21 protein-coding genes and 1 pseudogene are annotated in these 19750 nt (G+C 72.4%); 13 read left to right on the top strand and 9 right to left on the bottom strand.

Features of this window, described 5'->3' with window-relative positions; all coding sequences use genetic code 11:
- Positions 1–73: 73 nt before the first annotated feature.
- From crcB to ACWGI6_RS12225, 3 genes are read right to left on the bottom strand one after another with little or no spacing between them, the layout of a single operon-like run.
- Entirely contained in the window at positions 74–448 is a 375-nt protein-coding gene (crcB, locus tag ACWGI6_RS12235) for a fluoride efflux transporter CrcB (RefSeq protein ID WP_453267404.1), read from the bottom strand.
- Positions 445–831 (bottom strand): DUF190 domain-containing protein, encoded by a 387-nt coding sequence (locus tag ACWGI6_RS12230; RefSeq protein ID WP_453267403.1) that lies wholly within the window; start codon positions 829–831, stop codon positions 445–447. The genes crcB and ACWGI6_RS12230 overlap by 4 nt, the downstream gene beginning before the upstream one ends.
- Entirely contained in the window at positions 828–1265 is a 438-nt protein-coding gene (locus tag ACWGI6_RS12225; RefSeq protein ID WP_453267402.1) for a fluoride efflux transporter FluC, read from the bottom strand. The genes ACWGI6_RS12230 and ACWGI6_RS12225 overlap by 4 nt, the downstream gene beginning before the upstream one ends.
- Positions 1266–1403: 138 nt before the next feature.
- On the opposite strand from ACWGI6_RS12225, the gene ACWGI6_RS12220 reads away from it, so the two are divergent.
- Both ACWGI6_RS12220 and ACWGI6_RS12215 read left to right on the top strand, forming a co-directional pair.
- Positions 1404–2150, top strand: a complete 747-nt coding sequence (locus tag ACWGI6_RS12220; RefSeq protein WP_453267401.1) for a FadR/GntR family transcriptional regulator — start codon at positions 1404–1406, stop codon at positions 2148–2150.
- Positions 2143–3453 carry a CynX/NimT family MFS transporter gene (locus ACWGI6_RS12215; protein ID WP_453267400.1) on the top strand — a complete coding sequence of 437 codons (1311 nt, stop codon included), beginning with the start codon at positions 2143–2145 and terminating at the stop codon, positions 3451–3453. The genes ACWGI6_RS12220 and ACWGI6_RS12215 overlap by 8 nt, the downstream gene beginning before the upstream one ends.
- Positions 3454–3567: 114 nt before the next feature.
- On the opposite strand, the gene ACWGI6_RS12210 is transcribed toward ACWGI6_RS12215, so the two are convergent.
- Together ACWGI6_RS12210 and ACWGI6_RS12205 are read right to left on the bottom strand one after the other, a co-directional pair.
- Positions 3568–4434 carry an isocitrate lyase/PEP mutase family protein gene (locus tag ACWGI6_RS12210; protein ID WP_453267399.1) on the bottom strand — a complete coding sequence of 289 codons (867 nt, stop codon included), beginning with the start codon at positions 4432–4434 and terminating at the stop codon, positions 3568–3570.
- Positions 4435–4646: 212 nt separating this feature from the next.
- On the bottom strand, positions 4647–5732 hold the full coding sequence (locus ACWGI6_RS12205; protein WP_453267424.1) for a magnesium and cobalt transport protein CorA: 1086 nt from the start codon (positions 5730–5732) through the stop codon (positions 4647–4649).
- A 354-nt stretch (positions 5733–6086) separates the two neighbouring features.
- Here ACWGI6_RS12205 and ACWGI6_RS12200 point away from each other — a divergent pair, with 354 nt between their 5' ends.
- The 4 genes from ACWGI6_RS12200 to ACWGI6_RS12185 all read left to right on the top strand — a co-directional run bounded on the left by ACWGI6_RS12200 (position 6087) and on the right by ACWGI6_RS12185 (position 11180).
- Positions 6087–7094, top strand: a complete 1008-nt coding sequence (locus ACWGI6_RS12200) for a helix-turn-helix transcriptional regulator (protein WP_453267398.1) — start codon at positions 6087–6089, stop codon at positions 7092–7094.
- Between the two features lie 76 nt (positions 7095–7170).
- Positions 7171–9474 carry a heavy metal translocating P-type ATPase gene (locus ACWGI6_RS12195; RefSeq protein WP_453267397.1) on the top strand — a complete coding sequence of 768 codons (2304 nt, stop codon included), beginning with the start codon at positions 7171–7173 and terminating at the stop codon, positions 9472–9474.
- 283 nt (positions 9475–9757) lie between these two features.
- Positions 9758–10696, top strand: coding sequence for a beta-ketoacyl-ACP synthase III (locus tag ACWGI6_RS12190; protein ID WP_393907602.1), 939 nt, complete (start codon positions 9758–9760; stop codon positions 10694–10696).
- A 64-nt stretch (positions 10697–10760) separates the two neighbouring features.
- On the top strand, positions 10761–11180 hold the full coding sequence (locus ACWGI6_RS12185; RefSeq protein ID WP_393907603.1) for a VOC family protein: 420 nt from the start codon (positions 10761–10763) through the stop codon (positions 11178–11180).
- A gap of 82 nt (positions 11181–11262) precedes the next feature.
- Here the strand turns inward: ACWGI6_RS12185 and ACWGI6_RS12180 are convergent, their stop codons facing one another.
- The 3 genes from ACWGI6_RS12180 to ACWGI6_RS12170 all read right to left on the bottom strand — a co-directional run bounded on the left by ACWGI6_RS12180 (position 11263) and on the right by ACWGI6_RS12170 (position 13299).
- Positions 11263–11496, bottom strand: coding sequence for a hypothetical protein (locus ACWGI6_RS12180; RefSeq protein WP_453267396.1), 234 nt, complete (start codon positions 11494–11496; stop codon positions 11263–11265).
- Between the two features lie 98 nt (positions 11497–11594).
- Positions 11595–12515, bottom strand: a complete 921-nt coding sequence (locus tag ACWGI6_RS12175; RefSeq protein ID WP_393907605.1) for a glutaminase — start codon at positions 12513–12515, stop codon at positions 11595–11597.
- Between the two features lie 10 nt (positions 12516–12525).
- Positions 12526–13299: a helix-turn-helix domain-containing protein gene (locus ACWGI6_RS12170; RefSeq protein WP_453267395.1), complete on the bottom strand. Its 774-nt coding sequence runs from the start codon at positions 13297–13299 to the stop codon at positions 12526–12528.
- A gap of 79 nt (positions 13300–13378) precedes the next feature.
- Here ACWGI6_RS12170 and ACWGI6_RS12165 point away from each other — a divergent pair, with 79 nt between their 5' ends.
- The 3 genes from ACWGI6_RS12165 (at position 13379) to ACWGI6_RS12155 (ending at position 15447) form a co-directional block, all read left to right on the top strand.
- Positions 13379–13618, top strand: coding sequence for a hypothetical protein (locus tag ACWGI6_RS12165; RefSeq protein ID WP_393907607.1), 240 nt, complete (start codon positions 13379–13381; stop codon positions 13616–13618).
- Between the two features lie 211 nt (positions 13619–13829).
- A complete protein-coding gene (locus ACWGI6_RS12160; RefSeq protein ID WP_453267394.1) occupies positions 13830–14420 on the top strand; it encodes an N-acetylmuramoyl-L-alanine amidase in 591 nt (196 codons plus the stop codon).
- Between the two features lie 46 nt (positions 14421–14466).
- Complete coding sequence (locus tag ACWGI6_RS12155; RefSeq protein ID WP_453267393.1) at positions 14467–15447, top strand: 1-aminocyclopropane-1-carboxylate deaminase/D-cysteine desulfhydrase; 981 nt, start codon at positions 14467–14469, stop codon at positions 15445–15447.
- 31 nt (positions 15448–15478) lie between these two features.
- Here the strand turns inward: ACWGI6_RS12155 and ACWGI6_RS12150 are convergent.
- Positions 15479–17079: pseudogene (locus tag ACWGI6_RS12150) on the bottom strand (Na+/H+ antiporter).
- A 59-nt stretch (positions 17080–17138) separates the two neighbouring features.
- On the opposite strand from ACWGI6_RS12150, the gene ACWGI6_RS12145 reads away from it, so the two are divergent.
- The 4 genes from ACWGI6_RS12145 (at position 17139) to ACWGI6_RS12130 (ending at position 19628) form a co-directional block, all read left to right on the top strand.
- Positions 17139–17399: a UBP-type zinc finger domain-containing protein gene (locus ACWGI6_RS12145; protein WP_453267392.1), complete on the top strand. Its 261-nt coding sequence runs from the start codon at positions 17139–17141 to the stop codon at positions 17397–17399.
- A gap of 32 nt (positions 17400–17431) precedes the next feature.
- Positions 17432–17920: an N-acetyltransferase family protein gene (locus tag ACWGI6_RS12140; RefSeq protein WP_453267391.1), complete on the top strand. Its 489-nt coding sequence runs from the start codon at positions 17432–17434 to the stop codon at positions 17918–17920.
- A gap of 291 nt (positions 17921–18211) precedes the next feature.
- The gene (locus ACWGI6_RS12135) at positions 18212–18625 is read left to right on the top strand and encodes an ATP-binding protein (RefSeq protein ID WP_393907613.1); all 414 of its coding nucleotides are present in this window, start codon (positions 18212–18214) and stop codon (positions 18623–18625) included.
- Positions 18626–18668: 43 nt separating this feature from the next.
- Positions 18669–19628 (top strand): RNA polymerase sigma factor SigF, encoded by a 960-nt coding sequence (locus ACWGI6_RS12130; RefSeq protein ID WP_453267423.1) that lies wholly within the window; start codon positions 18669–18671, stop codon positions 19626–19628.
- Positions 19629–19750: the final 122 nt, after the last annotated feature.

Below are 19750 nucleotides of genomic sequence, written 5' to 3'. Positions count from 1 at the left end.
CTGCACCGCCCGTGCGGTGGGGCTCCTTCCCGGAGCCCCACCGCTTTCGTGTGCCCGGGGCCGGGGGCCGGTGTCAGCCCCAGATCGCCTGCCCGGCGGCCACCCCGGCGAACGCCGCCGCCAGTCCGGCCGCCACGCTCACCACGACGTTGGCCGCCGCACCCCCCCGGGCCCGGTCCGCGGCCAGCCGGAGCGTTTCGTAGGAGAAGGTCGAGTACGTCGTCAGGGCACCGCACAGCCCCGTGCCGATCAGCAGCTGGACGGACGAGGAGGCGGCACCGGCCCGGGCCGCACCGGTCAGCAGGCCGAGGACCAGGGAGCCGACGACATTGACGGTGCAGGTCCCCCAGGGGAAGACCTGGTCGTGCCGGGACTGCACATAGCGGTCGGTGAGAAAACGCAGCGGCGCCCCGACCATGGCACCGGCCACCACCAGCAGCCAGTTCACCCGCGCCCGCCCTCCCCGGGGCCCCCACCGTCCGTCCGCCGGTAGGAGATCATCTCGCACGGGTCGAGCGTCACCAGCCCGCCGTCCGTGAGGAGTTCCTCCAGCTGCGGCAGGAAGCCGCGCACCCGCTCCTCCGTGTCGACGATGACGATCGCCACCGGCAGCTCCTCGCTCAGCGACAGCAGGCGCTGGGTGTGGATCAGGCGCGAGGAGCCGAAGCCCTCGATCCCCCGGAAGACGCCCGCGCCGGCCATACCCGACTCGCGCGCGCGGTGCACGATCTCCGCATAGAGCGGTTTGTGGTGCCACACGTCCTCCTCGCCGACGAGGACCGTGAGCCGTAGCGCCGGGGTGCCGCCCGGGTGTGCCGTGCCGTGTGTCATGCCGTCCGCCGCCTCAGCTCGAGAAGTGCACGGGTGCCGGTCACGGCGCCCCATACCGCCGCGAGCGCGGCGAGCACGGTGCCCGCGAGACAGGCCAGGGCCGCGACCGGCCGCCCGGCGCCGGCCAGCCGCTGGATGTCGACGGCGTAGGTGGAGAAGGTGGTGAAGCCGCCGAGGATGCCGGTGCCGAGGAAGGGACGCACCAGCCGGTGGGCCGGCCGGACCTCGGTGATCACCACCATCAGAACGCCCATCAGCGCACAGCCGACGGCATTGACGGCGAGGGTCGTCCAGGGGAAGGCGCCGCCGCCCGTGGGCCAGAGAAGTGCCGCGCCGTAACGGGCCGAGGCGCCGATCGCACCGCCCGCGGCCACCACGCCGATCGCCGGCCACTGCCCGTGCCAGGGCGCTGCCCGGCGGCCTCGCTCGTCCATGTATCTCCCGAGATCATCGCCGCCCTCAGGCTAACCCTGCGCGTTTGACACCGCTAAACATGGGATGTTCCCATCACCGGTGGAATAGGCCCCAGGAGCCCCGGAAATGGCCTCCTGCGAAGAGGGAGGACGGCGTCGATGCCGCTGCGCAGCACCGACCGCACCAGCCTGGTCGATCTGGTCATCGAGCAGATGGAGCAGCTGATCGCCGACGGCGAGTGGAAGGTCGGCACGAAGATTCCCGCCGAGCCCGTGCTGGTGGAGCAGCTCGACGTCGGGCGCAACACCGTCCGCGAGGCGGTCCGCGCGCTGGTGCACACCGGGATGCTGGAGCCGCGGCAGGGCGACGGGACCTATGTCCGCGCCGGCAGCGGCTTCGGCGCGGCCGTACAGCGGCGGCTGCGGCGGGCCGAGAACCTGGAGGCGTACGAGGTGCGCGCCGGTCTGGAACGGGATGCCGCGCGCTATGCCGCCGAGCGCCGTACCGACGAGGACCTCGCCGCGCTGCGCGGTGCGCTGGCCGAGCGCGGCCGGGCCTGGGAGAGCGGTGACGTGGCCGCCTTCATCGACGCGGACATGCACTTCCACCGGACGGTGGCGGCGGCCGCGCACAACAGAGTGCTGGCCGAGCTGTACGAGCACCTCAGCGATGCGCTGCGCGGGACGCTGCAGGCCGTGCTCGGCACGCCGCTGCCCGACGCGGTACGCCATCAGCTCGATGAGCACACCGCCATCGTCGACGCCATCGAGGCGCGGGACGCCGACGCCGCCGAGCGGGCCGCGCTGGCGCACCTCACGGAGGCGATGAACGCCCTGCGCGAGCAGCCCGCGGAGCCCCGGGACCGCCACCGCACCACCCGGCCCGGGGAGGACGCGCGTGCGTGACGACGGAGGACCGGCAGTCGTGGAGGCGGCGCCCGCCGCCCGCATACCCGAAGGGCCGGAAGGGCAAGCGCGCGGTACCGGCAGGTCCGAGGGGCCCCTCGCCGCACCGGCTCCGCCCGGCGTCGCCGGGCGCCGCGCCCTGTACCTCGGCATCGGCGTCGTCCTGCTGGCCCTGAACCTGCGTCCGGCCCTGGTCGCCGTCTCCCCGCTCGTCGGGACCCTCCGCGACGAAAGCGGGATGTCGGCCGCCGCCACGAGCCTGCTCACCACGCTGCCGCTGCTCTGCTTCGGCCTGCTGGCACCGGTCGCACCGCGGCTGGGACGGCGGTTCGGCATGGAGCGGTCGCTGCTCGGCACGATGGCGCTGATCTGCGGGGGCACCGCGCTGCGGCTGCTGGACTCGGTCGTGGCGCTGTTCGCCGGCACGCTGGTGATCGGCGCGGGGATCGCCGTCGCCAATGTGCTGCTGCCCGGCCTGATCAAGCGGGACTTCCCGGCCAGGGCCGGGCTGATGACCGGCCTGTACTCGATGTCGCTGTTCGGCGGCGCCGCGCTCGCGGCCGGTGTCACGGTGCCCGTTCAGCAGGCCGCCGGACTGAACTGGCGCTCCACACTGGCCTGTTGGGGCGCGCTCGCGGTCCTTGCGCTGGTCTGCTGGCTGCCGCAGATCCGTACCCGTACGCGGGTGCCGGAGGCCGCGGCCCGCGCGGCGGCGCACCCGGTACGCGGTCTGTGGCGCGATCCGCTGGCCTGGCAGGTGACCGGGTACATGGGCCTGCAGTCGCTGAGTTACTACGCGGCCGCGGCCTGGCTGCCGACGATGCTCACGGATGCCGGGATGAGCGCGGGCGACGCCGGCTGGATGCTCTCCTTCTCCTCGCTGCTGGGCATCACGGGCTCGTTCCTCGCACCGGTCGTCGTCGGCCGCCGGCTGCGGGCCGGCGTCCTGGCCACCGTCGGCGCGCTGCTGTGCGCGGCCGGCTTCCTCGGGGTGCTGGTCGCGCCGGCCGCCGGCGCCTACCTCTGGATGGTGCTGCTCGGGCTGGGCCAGGGCGCGGCGATCAGCCTCGCGCTGCTGTTCATCGTGCAGCGTGCGCCGGACGCCCGGCACGCCGCCCAACTCTCCAGCATGGCTCAGTGCTTCGGCTATGTCCTCGCCGCCGCCGGCCCGGCCGTCCTGGGCGCCGTGCACGATCTCTCCGGCAGTTGGACGGTGCCGCTGGCGCTCCTGCTGGTGCTGCTGCTGCCGCAGATCGCGGCGGGATGGTGCGCGGCCCGGCCGCGGCTGGTGGCGGGACGGTAGCGGGAGGCCGGCGGATCCCCGGGGCGAAGCGGAGTACGGGGAGCCGCCGGGCGCATGCCGGGGATCTTCGGGCGGTGGGGCCGGACGGGGCAACCGGACGCCCCGCCCCGCGGGTCATACCGGGACGGCCTCTCGTACCGGGTGGTGCCGGCTGATGTTGCGGGCCAGCAGTTCGGTGGCCTCCTTGACCCCGATCTCGCCGCCGCTGTCCCCGGTGGCCGGCAGCCGTCCGTCCGCGTACTTCAGCTCGGCCATCGCGGTCTCCATCGCCCGGTGCGCGGCGAACAGGCAGGGGGTGCTGTAGATGGCCACATCGACGCCGAGCTCGGTCAGTTCGGTCAGCGAGAGCCGCGGGGACTTCCCGCCCGCGATCTGGTTGAACAGCAGCGGCTTGGCGCCGAGGACCTTGCGGATCCGGCGGATCCGGTCGGCGCTGCGCACCCCGTCGACGAGCACCACATCGGCATCGGTCTCGGCCAGCGCCGCCGCCCGCCGCAGGATCTCGTCCTCGTCCGTGGCGTCCGTACGGGCCACGACGAGCAGATCGGTACGGCTGGCCAGCACCAGATTCAGCTTCTCCAGGTACTCCTCCAGCGGCAACAGCAGTTTGCCGTCCGCATGGCCGCAACGGCGCGGCCGCTTCTGGTCCTCCAGGATCACCCCGGTCGCCCCGCTCCGCTCCAGTCGCTGCACCACATGGCAGGCCACCTCGGAGTCGACATAGCCGTCGTCGATGTCCACCAGCAGATGATGGCGCGGGAACGCACCGCGCAGCCGCTCCACGAAGGCGACCATGTCGGGCCAGGCGATGAACCCGATGTCCGGAAGCCCGTAGTACGACGCGGCGAAGCCGAAGCCGGACACGAAGAAGCCGTCGTAGTGCGCGGCGGCGATCGAGGCCGAGTACATGTCGTGGACGCCGATCAGCGGCGTCGTCCCAACGGCCGCGATCTCGTCACGCAACGCTTGTCCGTACCGCAATGTGCTCTCCTCACGGAACCGGCGGGGGCCGCGGCCCGGCGTCCGGGCATGCCCGTGGGCGCACCGGAGATCCCGGCGCCGCGACAACCCGTCCACCAGGGAACTGGTCAGAGCATGTTTATCCGGCGCATCGGCACCACGCCTCTAACACGCCATGGCCTTCCAGCACTTTCTCCATGCTTCATCCCCGCGTCAGCGCCGTCGGGCAGGTGTCAGAGCCAGCCGTTCCGCTTGAAGCCGCGGTGGATCATCCAGCAGAGGGTCACGATCAGCGCCATCACCAGGGGATAGCCGAACGTCCAGTGTTTTTCCGGCATATGGTCGAAATTCATGCCGTACACCCCGCAGACCATGGTCGGCACGGCCAGGATCGCGACCCAGGCACTGATCCGGCGCATGTCCTCGTTCTGGGCGACGGTGACCTGGGCGAGGTGGGCCTGAAGTATGGAGTTGAGCAGTTCGTCGAAGGCGGTGATCTGCTCGGTGACCCGGTCGAGGTGGTCGGCCACGTCCCGGAAGTACGTCTTGATGCGGGGCTCGACCTGCGCCATCGGCTGGGTCGCCAGCTCCTGCATCGGCCGGTCCAAAGGAGCCACCGCGCGCTTGAGTTCCAGCAGCTCGCGCTTGAGCTGGTAGATCCGGCCGGCTCCGCCGCTGCCGCGCACGGAGAAGACCTCGCTCTCGACGTCGTCGATGTCGACCGAGACGGCGGCGGCGACATCGAGGTAGTCGTCCACGACCAGGTCGGCGACGGCATGCAGCACGGCGGACGGCCCGAGCGCCAACTGTTCGGGCACGGATTCCAGTTGCTCACGGAGCGGGCCCAGCGAGCCATGCCCGCCGTGCCGCACCGTGATCACGAAGTCGGTGCCGGTGAAGACCATGATCTCACCGCTCTCCACGACTTCGCTGGTGTCCGTGAGCCGGTCGTGATCGACATAGCGGACCGTCTTGAAGACGGTGAACAGCGAGTCGTCGTAGTGCTCCAGCTTGGGCCGCTGGTGGGCGTAGACCGCGTCCTCGACGGCGAGCGGGTGCAGCCCGAACAACTCGACAATTCCGGCGAATTCCTTCTCGGACGGCTCATGCAGCCCGATCCACACAAATCCACGGCCGGATTCACGGACCCGGCGGATCGCCGCCTCGGCCGGGTGGTCGCCGTCCTGCCGCACGCCGTCCACGTACACCGCGCAGTTCACCACGGCGGTGCCGAGGGGCGAGCGCGCCGGGTGGCTGAGGTCGACCCCCCGGGTGCGCGGCTGCGGCAGCCGGACGGCCTTGCGGAGGTTGCTGATCATCGACACCGGGCCAGTATGGCCCGTGGGCGCGCGTGAACGGTACGGCGCAGGGGCTGTTTTTACGCAGCGGGACCGGGCGGAGACGCTCGGTCGACCGCCGCCTCACCCGGCGCGGCACAGCGGCGGCGCCCGGCCGCCCACCGCGGTCCGGGCCGCCGCAGACCCACCACAGGGCGTGGGTGGTGGCCTCGACGAACGAGGCCCGCGGCGCGCCCGCGGCCCCGGCAGCGGTGCCGATCGGACGGAAGGCGATGGCTTCGCGCGGCGGCCGGCCGTCGACGCCTTCGACGCCTTCGACGCCAGGTCCGGTACAGGACAGCTCCGGTCCTACAGGCACCGGCATCATCGGTCCCCATGAGTGAGACATCGGCGCGCCTGCTGAATCTGCTGTCCCTGCTGCAGACCCCGCGCGAATGGCCCGGCAGCGAGCTCGCCCGGCGACTGGCGGTCACCTCCCGGACGATCCGACGCGACATCGAGCGGCTGCGCGAGCTGGGCTATCCGGTGCACGCCACGATGGGCGCGGAGGGCGGCTACCGGCTGGCCGCGGGGACCGCGATGCCGCCGCTGCTGCTGGACGACGAGGAGGCGGTGGCCATCGCGGTCGGCCTGCGCTCGGCCGCCGGCCACACCGTCGAGGGCATCGAGGAGGCGTCCGTACGGGCCCTGGCCAAGCTGGAACAGGTGCTCCCGGCCCGGCTGCGGCGACGGGTGGGCACGCTCGGCACGGCCACCGTCCCGATGCCGGCCGGCGACGGCCCGACCGTCGACCCGGAGCATCTGACGGTGCTCGCCGCGGCCATCACCAACCACGAACGGCTGCGCTTTTGCTACCGGGCGGGCACCGGCCCCCGCAGCAAGCGCCTGGTGGAGCCGCACCGCCTGGTCGCCTCGGGGCGCCGCTGGTATCTCGTGGCGTACGACAACGACCGCGAGGACTGGCGGATCTTCCGGGTGGACCGGCTGAGCGAACCGTTCCCCACCGGCGTACGGACCCCGCAGCGCCGGCTGCCCGCCGCCGACGCGGGCGCGTACGTCCGGGAGCGGATGCAGGGGATGAGCGCGTCCCACCGGGCGGTGGCGACCGTGCGGGCACCGGCCACCGAGGTGGCCGCCCGGCTGGGCGGCCCGGCGGGGGGCGAGGTCACACCGCTCGACGAGGCGTCCTGCCGCTGGCGCAGCACCCCCGATTCGCTGGAGTGGCTGGCACTCCGGCTGGCCATGCTGGGCCACGAGTTCACCGTCCACGAACCGCCGGAGCTGGCCGCGTATCTGCGGGCGCTGGGCGGCCGGGTGAGCCGTGCGGCGGGGGCGGCGGCGGACGGGGGCGAGGATGTCGGCGAAGCGGGTGTGACGCAATGACGCCCCGTGGAATACCCTAGGGGGGTATATGGTTCTCTCCAGGGAACGCGCACTCGCAGCACACCGAGGAGCAGTCATGGCCACCGCGGTCGGAGAGCACGGCGTCGAATTGGAGATCGGCGGGATGACCTGCGCCTCGTGCGCCGCCCGCATCGAGAAGAAGCTCAACCGCATGGAGGGCGTCACCGCCACCGTCAACTACGCCACCGAGAAGGCCCAGGTGACCGTCGCGACCGGCAGTGGCGTCGAGACCGCCGACCTGATCGCCACCGTGGAGCGGACCGGCTACACCGCGGCCCTCCCGGAGCCGCCGGCCCCGGCACCGGACACCACCGGCGGGGAAGGCCGGGACCACGCGGACGGCCGGGCCGACGGCGACGGGCTCGCCCCGCTCCGTCAGCGCCTGCTGATCTCCCTCGCCCTGTCCGTCCCCGTGGTGCTGATGGCGATGGTGCCGCCGCTGCAGTTCACCAACTGGCAGTGGCTTTCGCTGACGCTGGCCGCGCCGGTGGTGGCGTACGGCGCCTGGCCGTTCCACCGGGCCGCCTGGACGAATCTGCGGCACGGCACCGCCACGATGGACACCCTCATCTCGATGGGCACCCTCGCGGCACTGGGCTGGTCGGTGTGGGCACTGTTCTTCGGTACCGCGGGCATGCCCGGGATGACGCACCCGTTCGAGCTGACCATCGCCCGCACCGACGGCAGCGGCAGCATCTATCTGGAGGCCGCGGCCGGTGTCACCACCTTCATCCTGGCCGGGCGCTACTTCGAGGCGCGCGCGAAGCGGAAGGCGGGAGCGGCGCTGCGGGCGCTGCTGGAGCTGGGCGCCAAGGACGTCACCGTGCTGCGGGACGGCCGTGAAGTCCGTGTCCCCACCGCCGCGTTGAGGACCGGCGACCGTTTCACCGTACGGCCCGGGGAGAAGATCGCCACCGACGGGAAGGTGCTGGAGGGCGCCTCCGCCGTGGATGCGTCGATGCTCACCGGTGAGTCCGTCCCCGTCGAGGTCTCCCCCGGCGACACCGTCACCGGCGCCACCGTCAACGCGGGCGGCCGGCTGGTCGTCGAGGCCACCCGGGTCGGCGCGGACACCCAGCTCGCCCGGATGGCGCGACTGGTCGAGGACGCGCAGAACGGCAAGGCCGCGGCCCAGCGGCTGGCGGACCGGATCTCCGCGGTCTTCGTCCCGGTCGTGATCGCGCTCGCCCTCGGCACCCTCGGCTGCTGGCTCGCCACCGGCGCGGGCGCGGTGGCCGCCTTCACCGCCGCCGTCGCCGTCCTGATCATCGCCTGCCCGTGCGCCTTGGGGCTGGCCACGCCGACCGCGCTGATGGTCGGCACCGGACGCGGCGCCCAGCTCGGCATCCTGCTCAAGGGACCCGAGGTACTGGAGTCGACCCGCCGGGTGGACACCGTCGTCCTGGACAAGACCGGCACGGTCACCACCGGCGTGATGACGCTGACCGGGGTCCACCTCGCCGAGGGCGTCTCGGAGCCGGAGGTGCTGCGGCTGGCCGGCGCGCTGGAGCACGCCTCCGAGCACCCCGTCGCCCGTGCCGTCGCCACCGGCGCCGCGCAGCGGATCGGCGACGGCGACGCCGGGGCGGGCGCCCTTCCCACCCCCGAGGAGTTCGCGAACGTTCCGGGGCTGGGCGTCCAGGGAGTGGTCGAGGGGCACGCCGTAGTGGTGGGCCGCGAGCAGCTGCTGAACCGGTGGACCCAGTTCCTGACGCCCGAACTGGCGGCCGCCAAGGCCGCGGCCGAGGCGGAGGGCCGTACCGCGGTCACCGTCGGCTGGGACGGCGCGGCGCGCGCGGTGCTGGTCGTGTCCGACGCGGTGAAGCCCACCAGCGCGGAGGCGGTGCGCCGGCTGCGGGCCCTGGGGCTGACGCCGGTCCTGCTGACCGGTGACAACCGGGCCGTGGCGACGGCGGTCGCCGCCGAGGTCGGAATCGACGAGGTGATCGCCGAGGTGCTCCCCGAGGACAAGGTGGCGGTCGTCGCACGGCTGCAGTCCGAGGGCCGCTCGGTCGCCATGGTCGGCGACGGCGTCAATGACGCGGCGGCGCTGGCCCGCGCCGACCTGGGGCTGGCGATGGGCACCGGCACCGACGCCGCCATCGAGGCCGGTGACCTCACCCTCGTACGGGGCGATCTGCGGGCCGCTGCGGACGCCATCCGGCTGGCCCGCGCCACCCTCGGCACCATCCGGACCAATCTGTTCTGGGCGTTCGGCTACAACGTCGCGGCGCTGCCGCTGGCCGCGGCCGGACTGCTCAACCCGATGATCGCCGGGGCCGCGATGGCGTTCTCCTCGGTCTTCGTCGTCGGCAACAGCCTGCGGCTGCGCCGCTTCCGGGCGCTGTCCTCCCGGTAGCGGAGGGCTTCCGGGACGCGCCCGCGAGCGGAGCAATACCCCCGGAACGCCGTGGCTCTGCCGTTGGATCGGGCGGGCTGCTGCCCCTGCGAGATCCCGCCCCGCCACCCGCGGGCGCCCCGCACATACGGGCGCCCGCGGGCCCGGCACCCGGGGCGGGACTCCGCGGTTCTGACAACTGTCTCCAGTTCTGGCGGCGGAACATTGGCAGTTCACGCAGCCGCCGGCCGGCGCCGAGGGGTGAGACTGGTGACATACCGCCCACCCACGTACAGGGGAATTCATGACCGGGTCACGCGTCCTGGCTCTCGGCCATTACCAGCCCTCCGGCGTGCTCACCAACGAGGACCTCGCCAAGATCGTCGACACCGACGACGCCTGGATCCGCAGCCGGGTGGGCATCCGTACCCGCCATGTCGCCGCCCCGGACGAGACCGTCGACTCCATGGCGTCCGCCGCCGCGGCCAAGGCGCTGGCCGCCAGTGGCCTGGCCCCGCAGGACATCGACCTGGTGCTGGTCGCCACCTGCACGGCCACCGACCGCAGCCCGAACACCGCGGCCCGGGTCGCGGCCCGGCTCGGGCTGGACGCACCCGCCACGATGGACCTCAACGTCGTCTGCTCCGGCTTCACCCATGCGCTGGCCACCGCCGACCACGCCATCCGGGCCGGTTCCGCGACCCATGCGCTGGTCATCGGGGCGGAGAAGTTCACCGAGGTCGTCGACTGGACGGACCGCTCGACCTGTGTGCTGGTCGGCGACGGGGCGGGCGCCGCGGTGGTCAGTGCCTCGCCGGAGCCGGGGATCGGTCCGGTGCTGTGGGGCTCGGTGCCGCAGATGGGCGGTGCGGTACGCATCGAGGGCGAGCCGGCCCGGTTCTCCCAGGAGGGCCAGACCGTCTACCGCTGGGCGACCACCCAGCTGCCGGCCATCGCCCGCAAGGTGTGCGAACGCTCCGGGATCACGCCCGCCGACCTCGCCGGCGTGGTGCTGCACCAGGCCAATCTGCGGATCATCGAGCCGGTCGCGGAGCGGCTCGGCGCGGTCAACGCGGTGGTCGCCAAGGACGTCGTCGACTCCGGGAACACCTCCGCCGCCTCCGTGCCGCTCGCCCTGTCCAAGCTGGTCGAACGGCGCGAGATCAGCGCCGGTGATCCGGTGCTGCTGTTCGCCTTCGGCGGCAACCTCTCGTACGCGGGGCAGGTCATCCACTGCCCGTGAGGCGGGCGGCGGCGCGTCCGATTCGTTCAAGACCGGGCCGCGGCGGGCTGCCTACGCTCACCGCATGACCACTTCTTCCTCCACCACACCGTCCACACCGCGGTTCGCTGCCATCGGGATGGTGGTGGCCGACATGGCCGCGGCCCTCGCCTTCTACCGCCGCCTCGGACTGGACGTCCCCGCCGACGCGGACCACGCCCCGCACGCCGAGGCACAGCTCCCCGGCGGTCTGCGGCTGATGTGGGACACCCACAAGACCGCGCGTGCCATCGACCCGGACTGGACGCCGCCGCAGGGCGGCACGCCGACGGGGCTGGCGTTCGAGTGCGCCGGCCCCGACGAGGTCGACACCGTCTACGCGGAGCTCACCGCCGCCGGCTATACGGGCGAGAAGCCGCCCTGGGATGCCTTCTGGGGGCAGCGCTACGCCGTCGTACAGGACCCGGACGGCCATGGGGTCGATCTGTTCGCGCCGCTGCCCTAGCGGACGGCCGCTGCCATGGGGCGGGCGCTGCCTGGCGGCCCGGCGCCTTCCCCGTACGGGCCGTCATGATCCCGGCGGCCCCCTAGCCGATGTCCCCGGGGTGCTCGCGCAGGTACATCGCGCCGCAGCTGTGGCAGAAGGGCTCGCCCTTGGGCGTGCCCCAGACCGCGGCCGTTTGGGTGGCGGCGGACGGTGCCAGCTCCCGCCCGCACATCGCGATGGTGCCTTCCAGCCGCACCATGTGCCAGATCTTCACCGGCGTGTCCGCGTGCGGCAGAACGCCTTCCTCGTACTCGGCGCGCATCTCGTGCTCCATGGCGGTGCACCTCCCTACGCCCACGATGCGCCAGCGGATCGGCGGCCACAACGGCAGGCGGGACCGGCACCGGGCCGGAAACCCGGTGGCCGGGCCGGTCAGAACACCGACCACCCGGTCAACGTCGTGAAGTGGTCCAGGGCCGCGGCGCCCGCCACGGAGTTGCCGCGGGCGTCGAGCCCGGGGCTCCACACGCACAGCGTGCAGCGGCCCGGGATCACGGCGATGATGCCGCCGCCGACACCGCTCTTCGCGGGCAGCCCGACCCGGTAGGCGAACTCCCCGGCCGCGTCATACGTCCCGCAGGTCAGCATCACCGCGTTGATCCGCTTGGCCTCGCGGGCCTCCAGCAGGCGGCTGCCGTCGGCGCGCAGCCCGTGGCGGGCGAGGAAACCGCCGGCGACGGCCAGATCCCGGCAGCTCATCTCGATCGAGCACTGCCAGAAGTAGTGCTCGATGACGCTGGGAACGGGGTTCTCCAGGTTGCCGAAGGACGCCATGAAATGCGCCAGCGCGGCGTTGCGGTCGCCGTGCTCGGCCTCGGAGTCGGCCACCGCCTGGTCGAAGGCGAGGTCCGGGTTGCCGCTCTCCTCCCGCAGGAAGTGCAGCATCGAGGTGCTGGCATCGCCGGTGAGGGTCTGCAGCCGGTCGGTGACCACCAGCGCACCCGCGTTGATGAACGGGTTGCGGGGGATGCCGTTCTCCGCCTCCAGCTGGACCAGCGAGTTGAACGGCGTACCGGACGGCTCGCGGCTCACCCGCTTCCAGATGTTGTCGTGGCCGTCATGGCTCTCCGCCATCACCAGCGCCAGCGAGAAGACCTTGGAGAGGGACTGGACGGAGAACGGGACCTCCCAGTCGCCGACCCCGTACACCTCGCCGTGGATGTCGGCCACCGCGATCCCGAACCGGTCCGCTGACACCCGCTCCAGCGCCGGTATGTAGTCGGCGACCCGGCCCTGTCGCACGAACGGCCTGGCGAGGGCCGCCACCTCTTCGAGAACGGCCTGGTAGTCCATGACGGACACGCTAACCCGCGGCGAGCAGCACCCCCATCGGGGCCCCCGCCAGCGACTTCACCTCGCGGGCGAGATGCGCCTGATCCGCGTATCCGGCGCACGCCGCGACCTGTGCGCCGGGCATCCCGGAGCGCGCCAGATCGAGCGCACGGACGAACCGGAGCACCCGGGTCAGGGTCTTGGGGCCGTAGCCGAACGCGTCCAGGCTGAGCCGGTGCAGCTGGCGTTCGCTGAGCGCGACGCACCGGGCCACCTCGGCGACGGGACGGCCGCGCGCGAGCGCCGCGGCGACGGCGGCGGTGCGGCCCCCTGTCGTGGTGGCGTCCTGGAGGCGGACCGCTGCGGTCTCCTCCAGGACGCGGCCGACGCTGTCCCCGCTGCCCGGCGCCCCGGCCGCCGCCAGCCGCCCGGCCAGCTCGCGCACCCGGCCTGCGGGCCACAGGTCCGTCAACGGCACCCGCTGATCGCGTAGTTCATGGGCCGGTACGCCGAAGACGGCCGGGCCCTGGCCCGGTGCGAAGCGCAGCCCCACGATGGGGGCACGTCCTCCGCCCCCGAGGGTGCCGGGCACGTCCCCTCCCGGGAGGAACGGCCCGGTGTCCGGGCCTGCCACCAGCAGCCGCTCCTGGCTCCAGATCAGGTCCGTGCAGCCGTCGGGCAGCACCGGCCGGCCCGAGGGCAGCCCGGCGCGGGTCCACAGCACCGCACCGGCCAGCCGCGATGCCCGCTCCCGGTACCGGCCGGATACGCCGGGTGGCCCATCCGTGTCGCGCTCTTCGCCCACATGCCCCAGCCTGACACGGGAACCCCACGGCCGACCGCGCCGTTGATCCCTTACGACACGGACCTCACGGAGGTGGCACATGTCAGGGTTTCTCGACCGCGCGAAGGAACAGGCCCAGAGCGCGCTGAACCAGGGCAAACAGAAGGTCGACGAGGTGCAGCAGAACCGCGCCGGCAACGACCTGCTGAGAAAGCTGGGCGCCGCGTACTTCGCCGAGCGGCGGGGCAGCGGTTCACCCGAGGCGACCCAGGACGCGCTCAACGTCCTGGAAGCACATGTCAACGCGCACGGTGACGCGTTCCTGCACACGAGCGGGTAGCGCACCCCGTCAGGTGGAGGGCACGGCAGGGCACGGTCCCGGCGGACCTCCGGACGGCCAGGGCGCGGCGGGCGGCCGAAACCGCTCGCACATGCCCGAACGGCTGGTCCGCTTTCTGCCGTTCCCCTCCCCCGGTACGGCACCGTCCCGTACAAGCGAGGCATGAGGCGGTGCGCGGTCGGCGGCCGCCGCGTCCGCATCGGAGTGGGCCATGTCCGTACCGCTGTCCGCCGCCCGGTTCCTCCACGCGCTCACTTCCGAAGGGCTGCGGGTCGACGAGATCGCCGGCTGGGAGACGCACAACCGCAACGCGAAGGGTCCCTGGGGCCCGGTGCACGGCGTGATGGTGCACCACACCGGCACCTCCGGCGCCGCGAGCACCGTACGGCTCTGTCACGACGGCCGTCCGGACCTTCCGGGGCCGCTGTGCCATGGCGTGATCACCAAGGACGGCACGGTGCATCTGGTCGGCTGCGGCCGCGCCAATCACGCGGGCCTCGGCGACAGCGACGTCCTGCGCGCGGTGATCGCCGAGAAACGCCTGCCGCCGGACAACGAGGCCGACACCGACGGCAACCCCGCCTTCTACGGCTTCGAGTGCGAGAACCTCGGCAACGGCACGGACCCCTGGCCGGCCGCCCAGCTGGACGCGCTGGAGAAGGCCGCGGCGGCGGTGTGCCGGGCACACGGCTGGACCGAGCGTTCGGTGCTCGGGCATCTGGAGTGGCAGCCGGGCAAGGTCGATCCGCGCGGCTACACGATGGACTGGCTGCGCGGACGGATCGGCGCCCGGCTGAAGTGAACGCCCGACGGTACGGAACGCGCCCGCCCCGCCGGCACCCGGGACAATGGACGGCGTGACCAGCACCGCCCCCGGCCCGCTGCCGGATCCGCGATCCCTGCGCCCGCGCCTGCCCTCGCCCCTCCAGGAGATCGAGGACGAGCCGTTCGCGCGCCGCGGCGTACGGCTGCTGCTCAAGCGGGACGATCTGATCCACCCGGATCTGCCGGGTAACAAGTGGCGCAAGCTGGCGCCGAATCTGCGCGCCGCGGCCGCGGCCGGCGACCGTGCGCTGCTGACCTTCGGCGGCGCGTACTCCAACCATCTGCGGGCCACCGCCGCGGCGGGCCGGCTGCTCGGCTTCGCCACCATCGGTGTGGTCCGCGGCGACGAGCTCGCCGAAGCACCGCTCAATCCGTCGCTGGCCCGCTGCGCCGCCGACGGTATGCGGCTGCACTTCCTCGACCGGGCCCGCTACCGCCGCACCGGTGACCGGGACGTGCTCGCCGCGCTGCACGACCGCTTCGGCGCGTTCCGCGTCATACCGGAGGGCGGCAGCAACTCCCTCGCCGCACAAGGCTGTACGGAGCTGGGCCGGGAGCTGCGCGGGGCCGCGGACACGGTCGCGGTGGCCTGCGGAACGGGCGGCACCCTCGCCGGGCTCGCCGCGGGGCTGGGTCCGGGGCAGCGCGCCCTCGGCCTTCCCGTACTCAAGGGCGGCCACCCGCACTTCCTCCGGGCGACGGTCGAGGAGCTGCAGCGCGCGGCGTTCGGCGGACCGCGCGGCGACTGGCGGCTGGACGCCCGCTTCCACTGCGGCGGCTACGCCCGCCGCACCCCGGAACTGGACGCGTTCGCGGACGCCTTCGAGGACCGGCACGCACTGCCCCTGGAGCGGATCTATGTCGCCAAGCTGCTGTACGGGCTGACGACGCTGGCCGGGGAGGGCGCCTTCGCCCCCGGCAGCACGGTGGCCGCCGTGATCACCGGCACCCCCTGGGCCGAGCCTTCGGCCGAGGGCCGCCGCCGGTCCGCGCACTGCCCGTGAGGCGGCGCCCCGTCCCGGCCGTCGGCCACGGCTACGAGGCCTCCTCCCGGTAGGCCGTCGCCTCCTCCAGGTCCAGCCTGCGCAGCAGCGTCCGCAGCATCTCGTCGTCGATCCGGCCGGCGTCCCGCAGCTGGACGAACACCCGCCGCTCGGTGTCGATCATCTCCCGGGCCAGCCGCCGGTAGGTCTCGTCGGCCGACTCCCCGGTCACCTCGTTGACCGCGCCGAGCCGCTCCCACACGGAGTTACGGCGCCGCTCCATGATCGTGCGCAGCCGGTCGGCGAGCGGCCCGGGCAAGGCGTTGCGCTCGTCCCGGAGGAGCTCCTCCAGACGCTCCTCGGCGGCGCGCGAGGCCTCGTTCTGCGCCTGCGCCTCGGCGAGCGTCTCGGCCTGGGGGTCCGGGCGGGCAGCTTCAGCACGCGGATCAGCGGCGGCAGCGTCAGCCCCTGGATGACGAGGGTGGCGATGACCGTGGTGAAGGTCAGGAAGAGCACGAGGTTGCGGGCCGGGAAGGAGCCGCCGCCGGGCACGGTGGCCGGGATGGAGAACGCGATGGCCAGCGACACCACCCCGCGCATCCCGGCCCAGCCGACGACGACCGGTGCCTTCCAGCTCGTATCCGGCTCACGGGCCCGGATCCGGGCCGACAGGGCGCGCGGCAGGAAGGTCGTGGGAAAGACCCACACGAAGCGCGTCAGCACCACGACGAGGAAGATCACGGCCGCGTACCAGAGCGTCTGCCCCGCGCTGAAATCCCCCAGTCCGCGCAGCACGACCCGCAGCTGCAGCCCGATCAGCGCGAAGACGGCGGACTCCAGGACGAAGGAGACCACCTTCCACACGGCGTCCTCCTGGAGCCGGGTCTCGAAGTCGACCTGCCAGGAGCGGTGCCCCAGGTAGAGGCCGACCACGACGACGGCGAGCACCCCGGAGGCGTGGAGCTGCTCGGCCGCCGCGTAGGCGAAGAACGGGATGAGCAGCGAGAGGGTGTTCTCCAGCAGCGCCGACTCGCGCAACCGGATGCGCAGCCAGTGCAGCGGCACCATCAGAACGACACCGACGCCGATACCGCCCAGAGAGGCGAGGGCGAATTCCTTGATCCCGTCGCTCCAGGTGGCGCCGACCCCGAGGGCCGCGGCCAGCAGGACCTTGTAAGCGGTGATCGCGGTGGCGTCGTTGAACAGCGATTCGCCCTGCAGGATCGTGGTGATCCGGTGCGGCAGCCCGAGCCTGCGGGCGATGGCGGTGGCCGCGACGGCGTCCGGCGGGGCGACGACGGCCCCCAGGACGAGCGCGGCGGTCAGCGGCAGGCCGGGGAGGACGAGGTACGCCACATAGCCGACCACCAGCGTCGCGAACAGGACGTAGCCGACCGACAGCAGCGCCACCGGCCGCAGATTGGCCCGCAGGTCCAGATACGAACTGTCCAGCGCCGCGGTGTGCAGCAGTGGGGGCAGCACCAGCGGCAGCACGATGTGCGGATCGAGGGTGTAGTCCGGGATCCCCGGGATGAAGGACGCCACGAGCCCTGCGGTGACCAGCAGCAGGGGCGCGGGGACGGGGGTACGGCGGGCCAGCCCGGCGACCGCCGCGCTCCCCGCGACCAGCAAAAACAGCGGCATCACAGCCATCGGACCCGTCCCGTCCCCGAACCCTTCGCCACCCGTCCCGGCGATCTAACCTGGCCATCATGAGCGAGTGCACACACGTTGCCGAGCAGCCGCGCCCCGAACCGGGCCCCCTGAGCGCCACCTGCCTGGAGTGCCTGGCCGTCGGCAGCCACCCCGTACAGCTGCGGAAATGCCTGGCCTGCGGCCACGTCGGCTGCTGTGATTCCTCGCCGTACCGGCATGCGACCCGGCACTTCGAGGAGACCGGCCATCCCGTGATGCGGACGCTTGAACCGGGCGAGTCCTGGCGCTGGTGCTTCGTCGACCAGCAACTGGTGTGAAGTACCTCAGGGCGCCCGTTTAGCCTTCACCTATGATCCGCGAAGCGACTCCCGACGACGTCCCCGTCATCCTGGCCATGATCGGCGAGCTGGCGGCGTACGAGCGTGAACCCGAGGCCGCGCAGGCCACCGGGCCGCAGCTGAAGGAGGCCCTCTTCGGGCCGCAGCCGGCCGCCTTCGCACTGATCGCGGAGGCCGAGGGAGCCCCGGTCGGCTTTGCCCTGTGGTTCCGGAACTTCTCGACGTGGACGGGCACGCACGGTGTCTACCTGGAGGATCTGTACGTCCGCCCCGAGGCGCGCGGCGGCGGCCACGGCAAGGCGCTGCTCGCGGCCCTCGCGGAGATCTGCGTGGCCCGCGGATACGAGCGTTTCGAGTGGCCAGTCCTGGATTGGAATGAACCGTCCATCGGCTTTTACCGGTCCGTCGGCGCTTTGCCCATGGACGAATGGACGGTCTTCCGGCTCACTGGAGAGGCACTGCACAACCTTGCGGGCAGCTCACGTGTCAACGGAGCGTAATCGTCATCGATTTGACAGTGCACACCTCTAGCCACTGTCCGTACCCGTGGCTTTACAATCAGTGACAGCGATGGCGCCGGGCGAACCGGGGCCGGATCGCCGCCGGCAGGCAGCCGTGCTCCTTCCGGGCGACACCGGCCCACAGATCGCGATAGCGTCACAGCCGAACCATGTGTCGCGCCGGATCGTTCTCCTTTCGTCCGAGGGGAGAAGGGACCGGCGCGCATATCCCGAACAACGCGAATATCGCGCATTCCAGCTCAACCAGCTTGTGCCACCTTGGAGGTGAGGGTGTCCCAGATCGCAGGCGAGCCCGGGACTCAGGACTTCGTGGAAGTCCGTCTGCCCGCTGCGGGTGCCTACCTGTCCGTGCTGCGTACGGCTACTGCCGGACTCGCAGCCCGCTTGGACTTCACCCTCGACGAGATCGAGGATCTGCGCATCGCGGTCGACGAGGCCTGCGCGATCCTGCTGCAACAGGCCGTTCCCGGCAGTGTGCTGAGCTGCGTCTTCCGCCTCATCGACGACGCACTGCAGGTGACCGTTTCGGCCCCGACAACCGATGGCCGCGCCCCGGAGCGCGACACGTTCGCCTGGACGGTGCTCTCCGCACTGGCCGGCAAGGTCGATTCCACGGTCGCGGAGGACCGCACGGTCACCATCAGTCTGTACAAGGAGCGCGGCACCGGTCCCGGACCGTCATGACCGAACAGGGGGCCCCGTGAAAGATCTCGAGCGCGGCGGGCGGATGGCGTCCAGTGCGACCATCCCCGAGCAGCAGGCCCAGCCACATCCGGTGGGCGTAGACGACCACGGCGGCCGGTTGGATGCGGCGGAGCAGGCAGAGCGGGCGGACCACATGGAGCAGAGCGAGCAGCCGGGCCGGCAGGCGCATCAGCACGATGCGCCGGCCCCCGAACACCAGCGGCAGAATCAACAGCATCCCCACGAGCCGCACGACCGCAGCGGCGCCCGGGCGATGTTCTACGAGCTGCGCAAGCTGCCCGACGGCTCCCCGGAGCGCGCGGAACTGCGCAACGCCCTCGTCCGTATGCACCTCCCGCTCGTCGAGCATCTGGCCCGGCGGTTCCGCAACCGTGGTGAGCCGCTGGACGATCTGACCCAGGTCGCCACCATCGGTCTGATCAAGTCCGTGGACCGCTTCGACCCGGAGCGCGGCGTGGAGTTCTCCACGTACGCCACCCCCACCGTCGTCGGCGAGATCAAACGGCACTTCCGTGACAAGGGCTGGGCGGTCCGCGTCCCGCGCCGCCTCCAGGAGCTGCGGCTGTCGCTGACCACCGCGACCGCCGAGCTGTCCCAGCGGCACGGACGCGCACCCACGGTCCATGAACTGGCCGAGCATCTGGCGATCTCCGAGGAGGAGGTCCTGGAGGGGCTGGAGTCGGCCAACGCCTACAGCACGCTCTCCCTGGACGTCCCGGACACGGACGACGAGTCCCCGGCCGTCGCCGACACCCTCGGCGCCGAGGACGAGGCGCTGGAGGGCGTGGAGTACCGCGAGTCCCTCAAGCCGCTGCTGGAGGACCTCCCGCCGCGCGAGAAGAAGATCCTGCTGCTGCGCTTCTTCGGCAATATGACCCAGTCGCAGATCGCCCAGGAGGTCGGCATCTCCCAGATGCACGTCTCCCGGCTGCTGGCCCGCACCCTCGCCCAGCTGCGCGACAAGCTGCTCGTCGAGGAGTGAACGACGACTGAGCGGGGCGGGCGGGGCTCTTACGGGCTCCGCCCCTCGTGCGTTCCGGGCCCGGTCCGTGTCCCTTCAGACCCGGCCGTCCGCCCGTCCCTTCAGACCCGACCGTCCGGACG

This window comes from Streptomyces sp. NPDC054786 (genome assembly GCF_053611685.1).
The sequence above is the reverse complement of the archived record's forward strand: the minus strand, read 5'-3'. Positions and strand labels throughout refer to the sequence as shown.

Coding starts and splice junctions, on each gene's coding strand:
- ACWGI6_RS12165 (WP_393907607.1), top strand. CDS start 13,379: ATGTCAGGGTTTCTCGACCGCGCGAAGGAACAGGCCCAGAGCGCGCTG.
- ACWGI6_RS12200 (WP_453267398.1), top strand. CDS start 6,087: ATGAGTGAGACATCGGCGCGCCTGCTGAATCTGCTGTCCCTGCTGCAG.
- ACWGI6_RS12145 (WP_453267392.1), top strand. CDS start 17,139: ATGAGCGAGTGCACACACGTTGCCGAGCAGCCGCGCCCCGAACCGGGC.
- ACWGI6_RS12140 (WP_453267391.1), top strand. CDS start 17,432: ATGATCCGCGAAGCGACTCCCGACGACGTCCCCGTCATCCTGGCCATG.
- ACWGI6_RS12130 (WP_453267423.1), top strand. CDS start 18,669: ATGGCGTCCAGTGCGACCATCCCCGAGCAGCAGGCCCAGCCACATCCG.
- ACWGI6_RS12175 (WP_393907605.1), bottom strand. CDS start 12,515: ATGGACTACCAGGCCGTTCTCGAAGAGGTGGCGGCCCTCGCCAGGCCG.
- ACWGI6_RS12160 (WP_453267394.1), top strand. CDS start 13,830: ATGTCCGTACCGCTGTCCGCCGCCCGGTTCCTCCACGCGCTCACTTCC.
- ACWGI6_RS12225 (WP_453267402.1), bottom strand. CDS start 1,265: ATGGACGAGCGAGGCCGCCGGGCAGCGCCCTGGCACGGGCAGTGGCCG.
- ACWGI6_RS12190 (WP_393907602.1), top strand. CDS start 9,758: ATGACCGGGTCACGCGTCCTGGCTCTCGGCCATTACCAGCCCTCCGGC.
- ACWGI6_RS12195 (WP_453267397.1), top strand. CDS start 7,171: ATGGCCACCGCGGTCGGAGAGCACGGCGTCGAATTGGAGATCGGCGGG.
- ACWGI6_RS12180 (WP_453267396.1), bottom strand. CDS start 11,496: ATGGAGCACGAGATGCGCGCCGAGTACGAGGAAGGCGTTCTGCCGCAC.
- ACWGI6_RS12155 (WP_453267393.1), top strand. CDS start 14,467: ATGGACGGCGTGACCAGCACCGCCCCCGGCCCGCTGCCGGATCCGCGA.
- ACWGI6_RS12185 (WP_393907603.1), top strand. CDS start 10,761: ATGACCACTTCTTCCTCCACCACACCGTCCACACCGCGGTTCGCTGCC.
- ACWGI6_RS12230 (WP_453267403.1), bottom strand. CDS start 831: ATGACACACGGCACGGCACACCCGGGCGGCACCCCGGCGCTACGGCTC.
- ACWGI6_RS12220 (WP_453267401.1), top strand. CDS start 1,404: ATGCCGCTGCGCAGCACCGACCGCACCAGCCTGGTCGATCTGGTCATC.
- ACWGI6_RS12205 (WP_453267424.1), bottom strand. CDS start 5,732: ATGATCAGCAACCTCCGCAAGGCCGTCCGGCTGCCGCAGCCGCGCACC.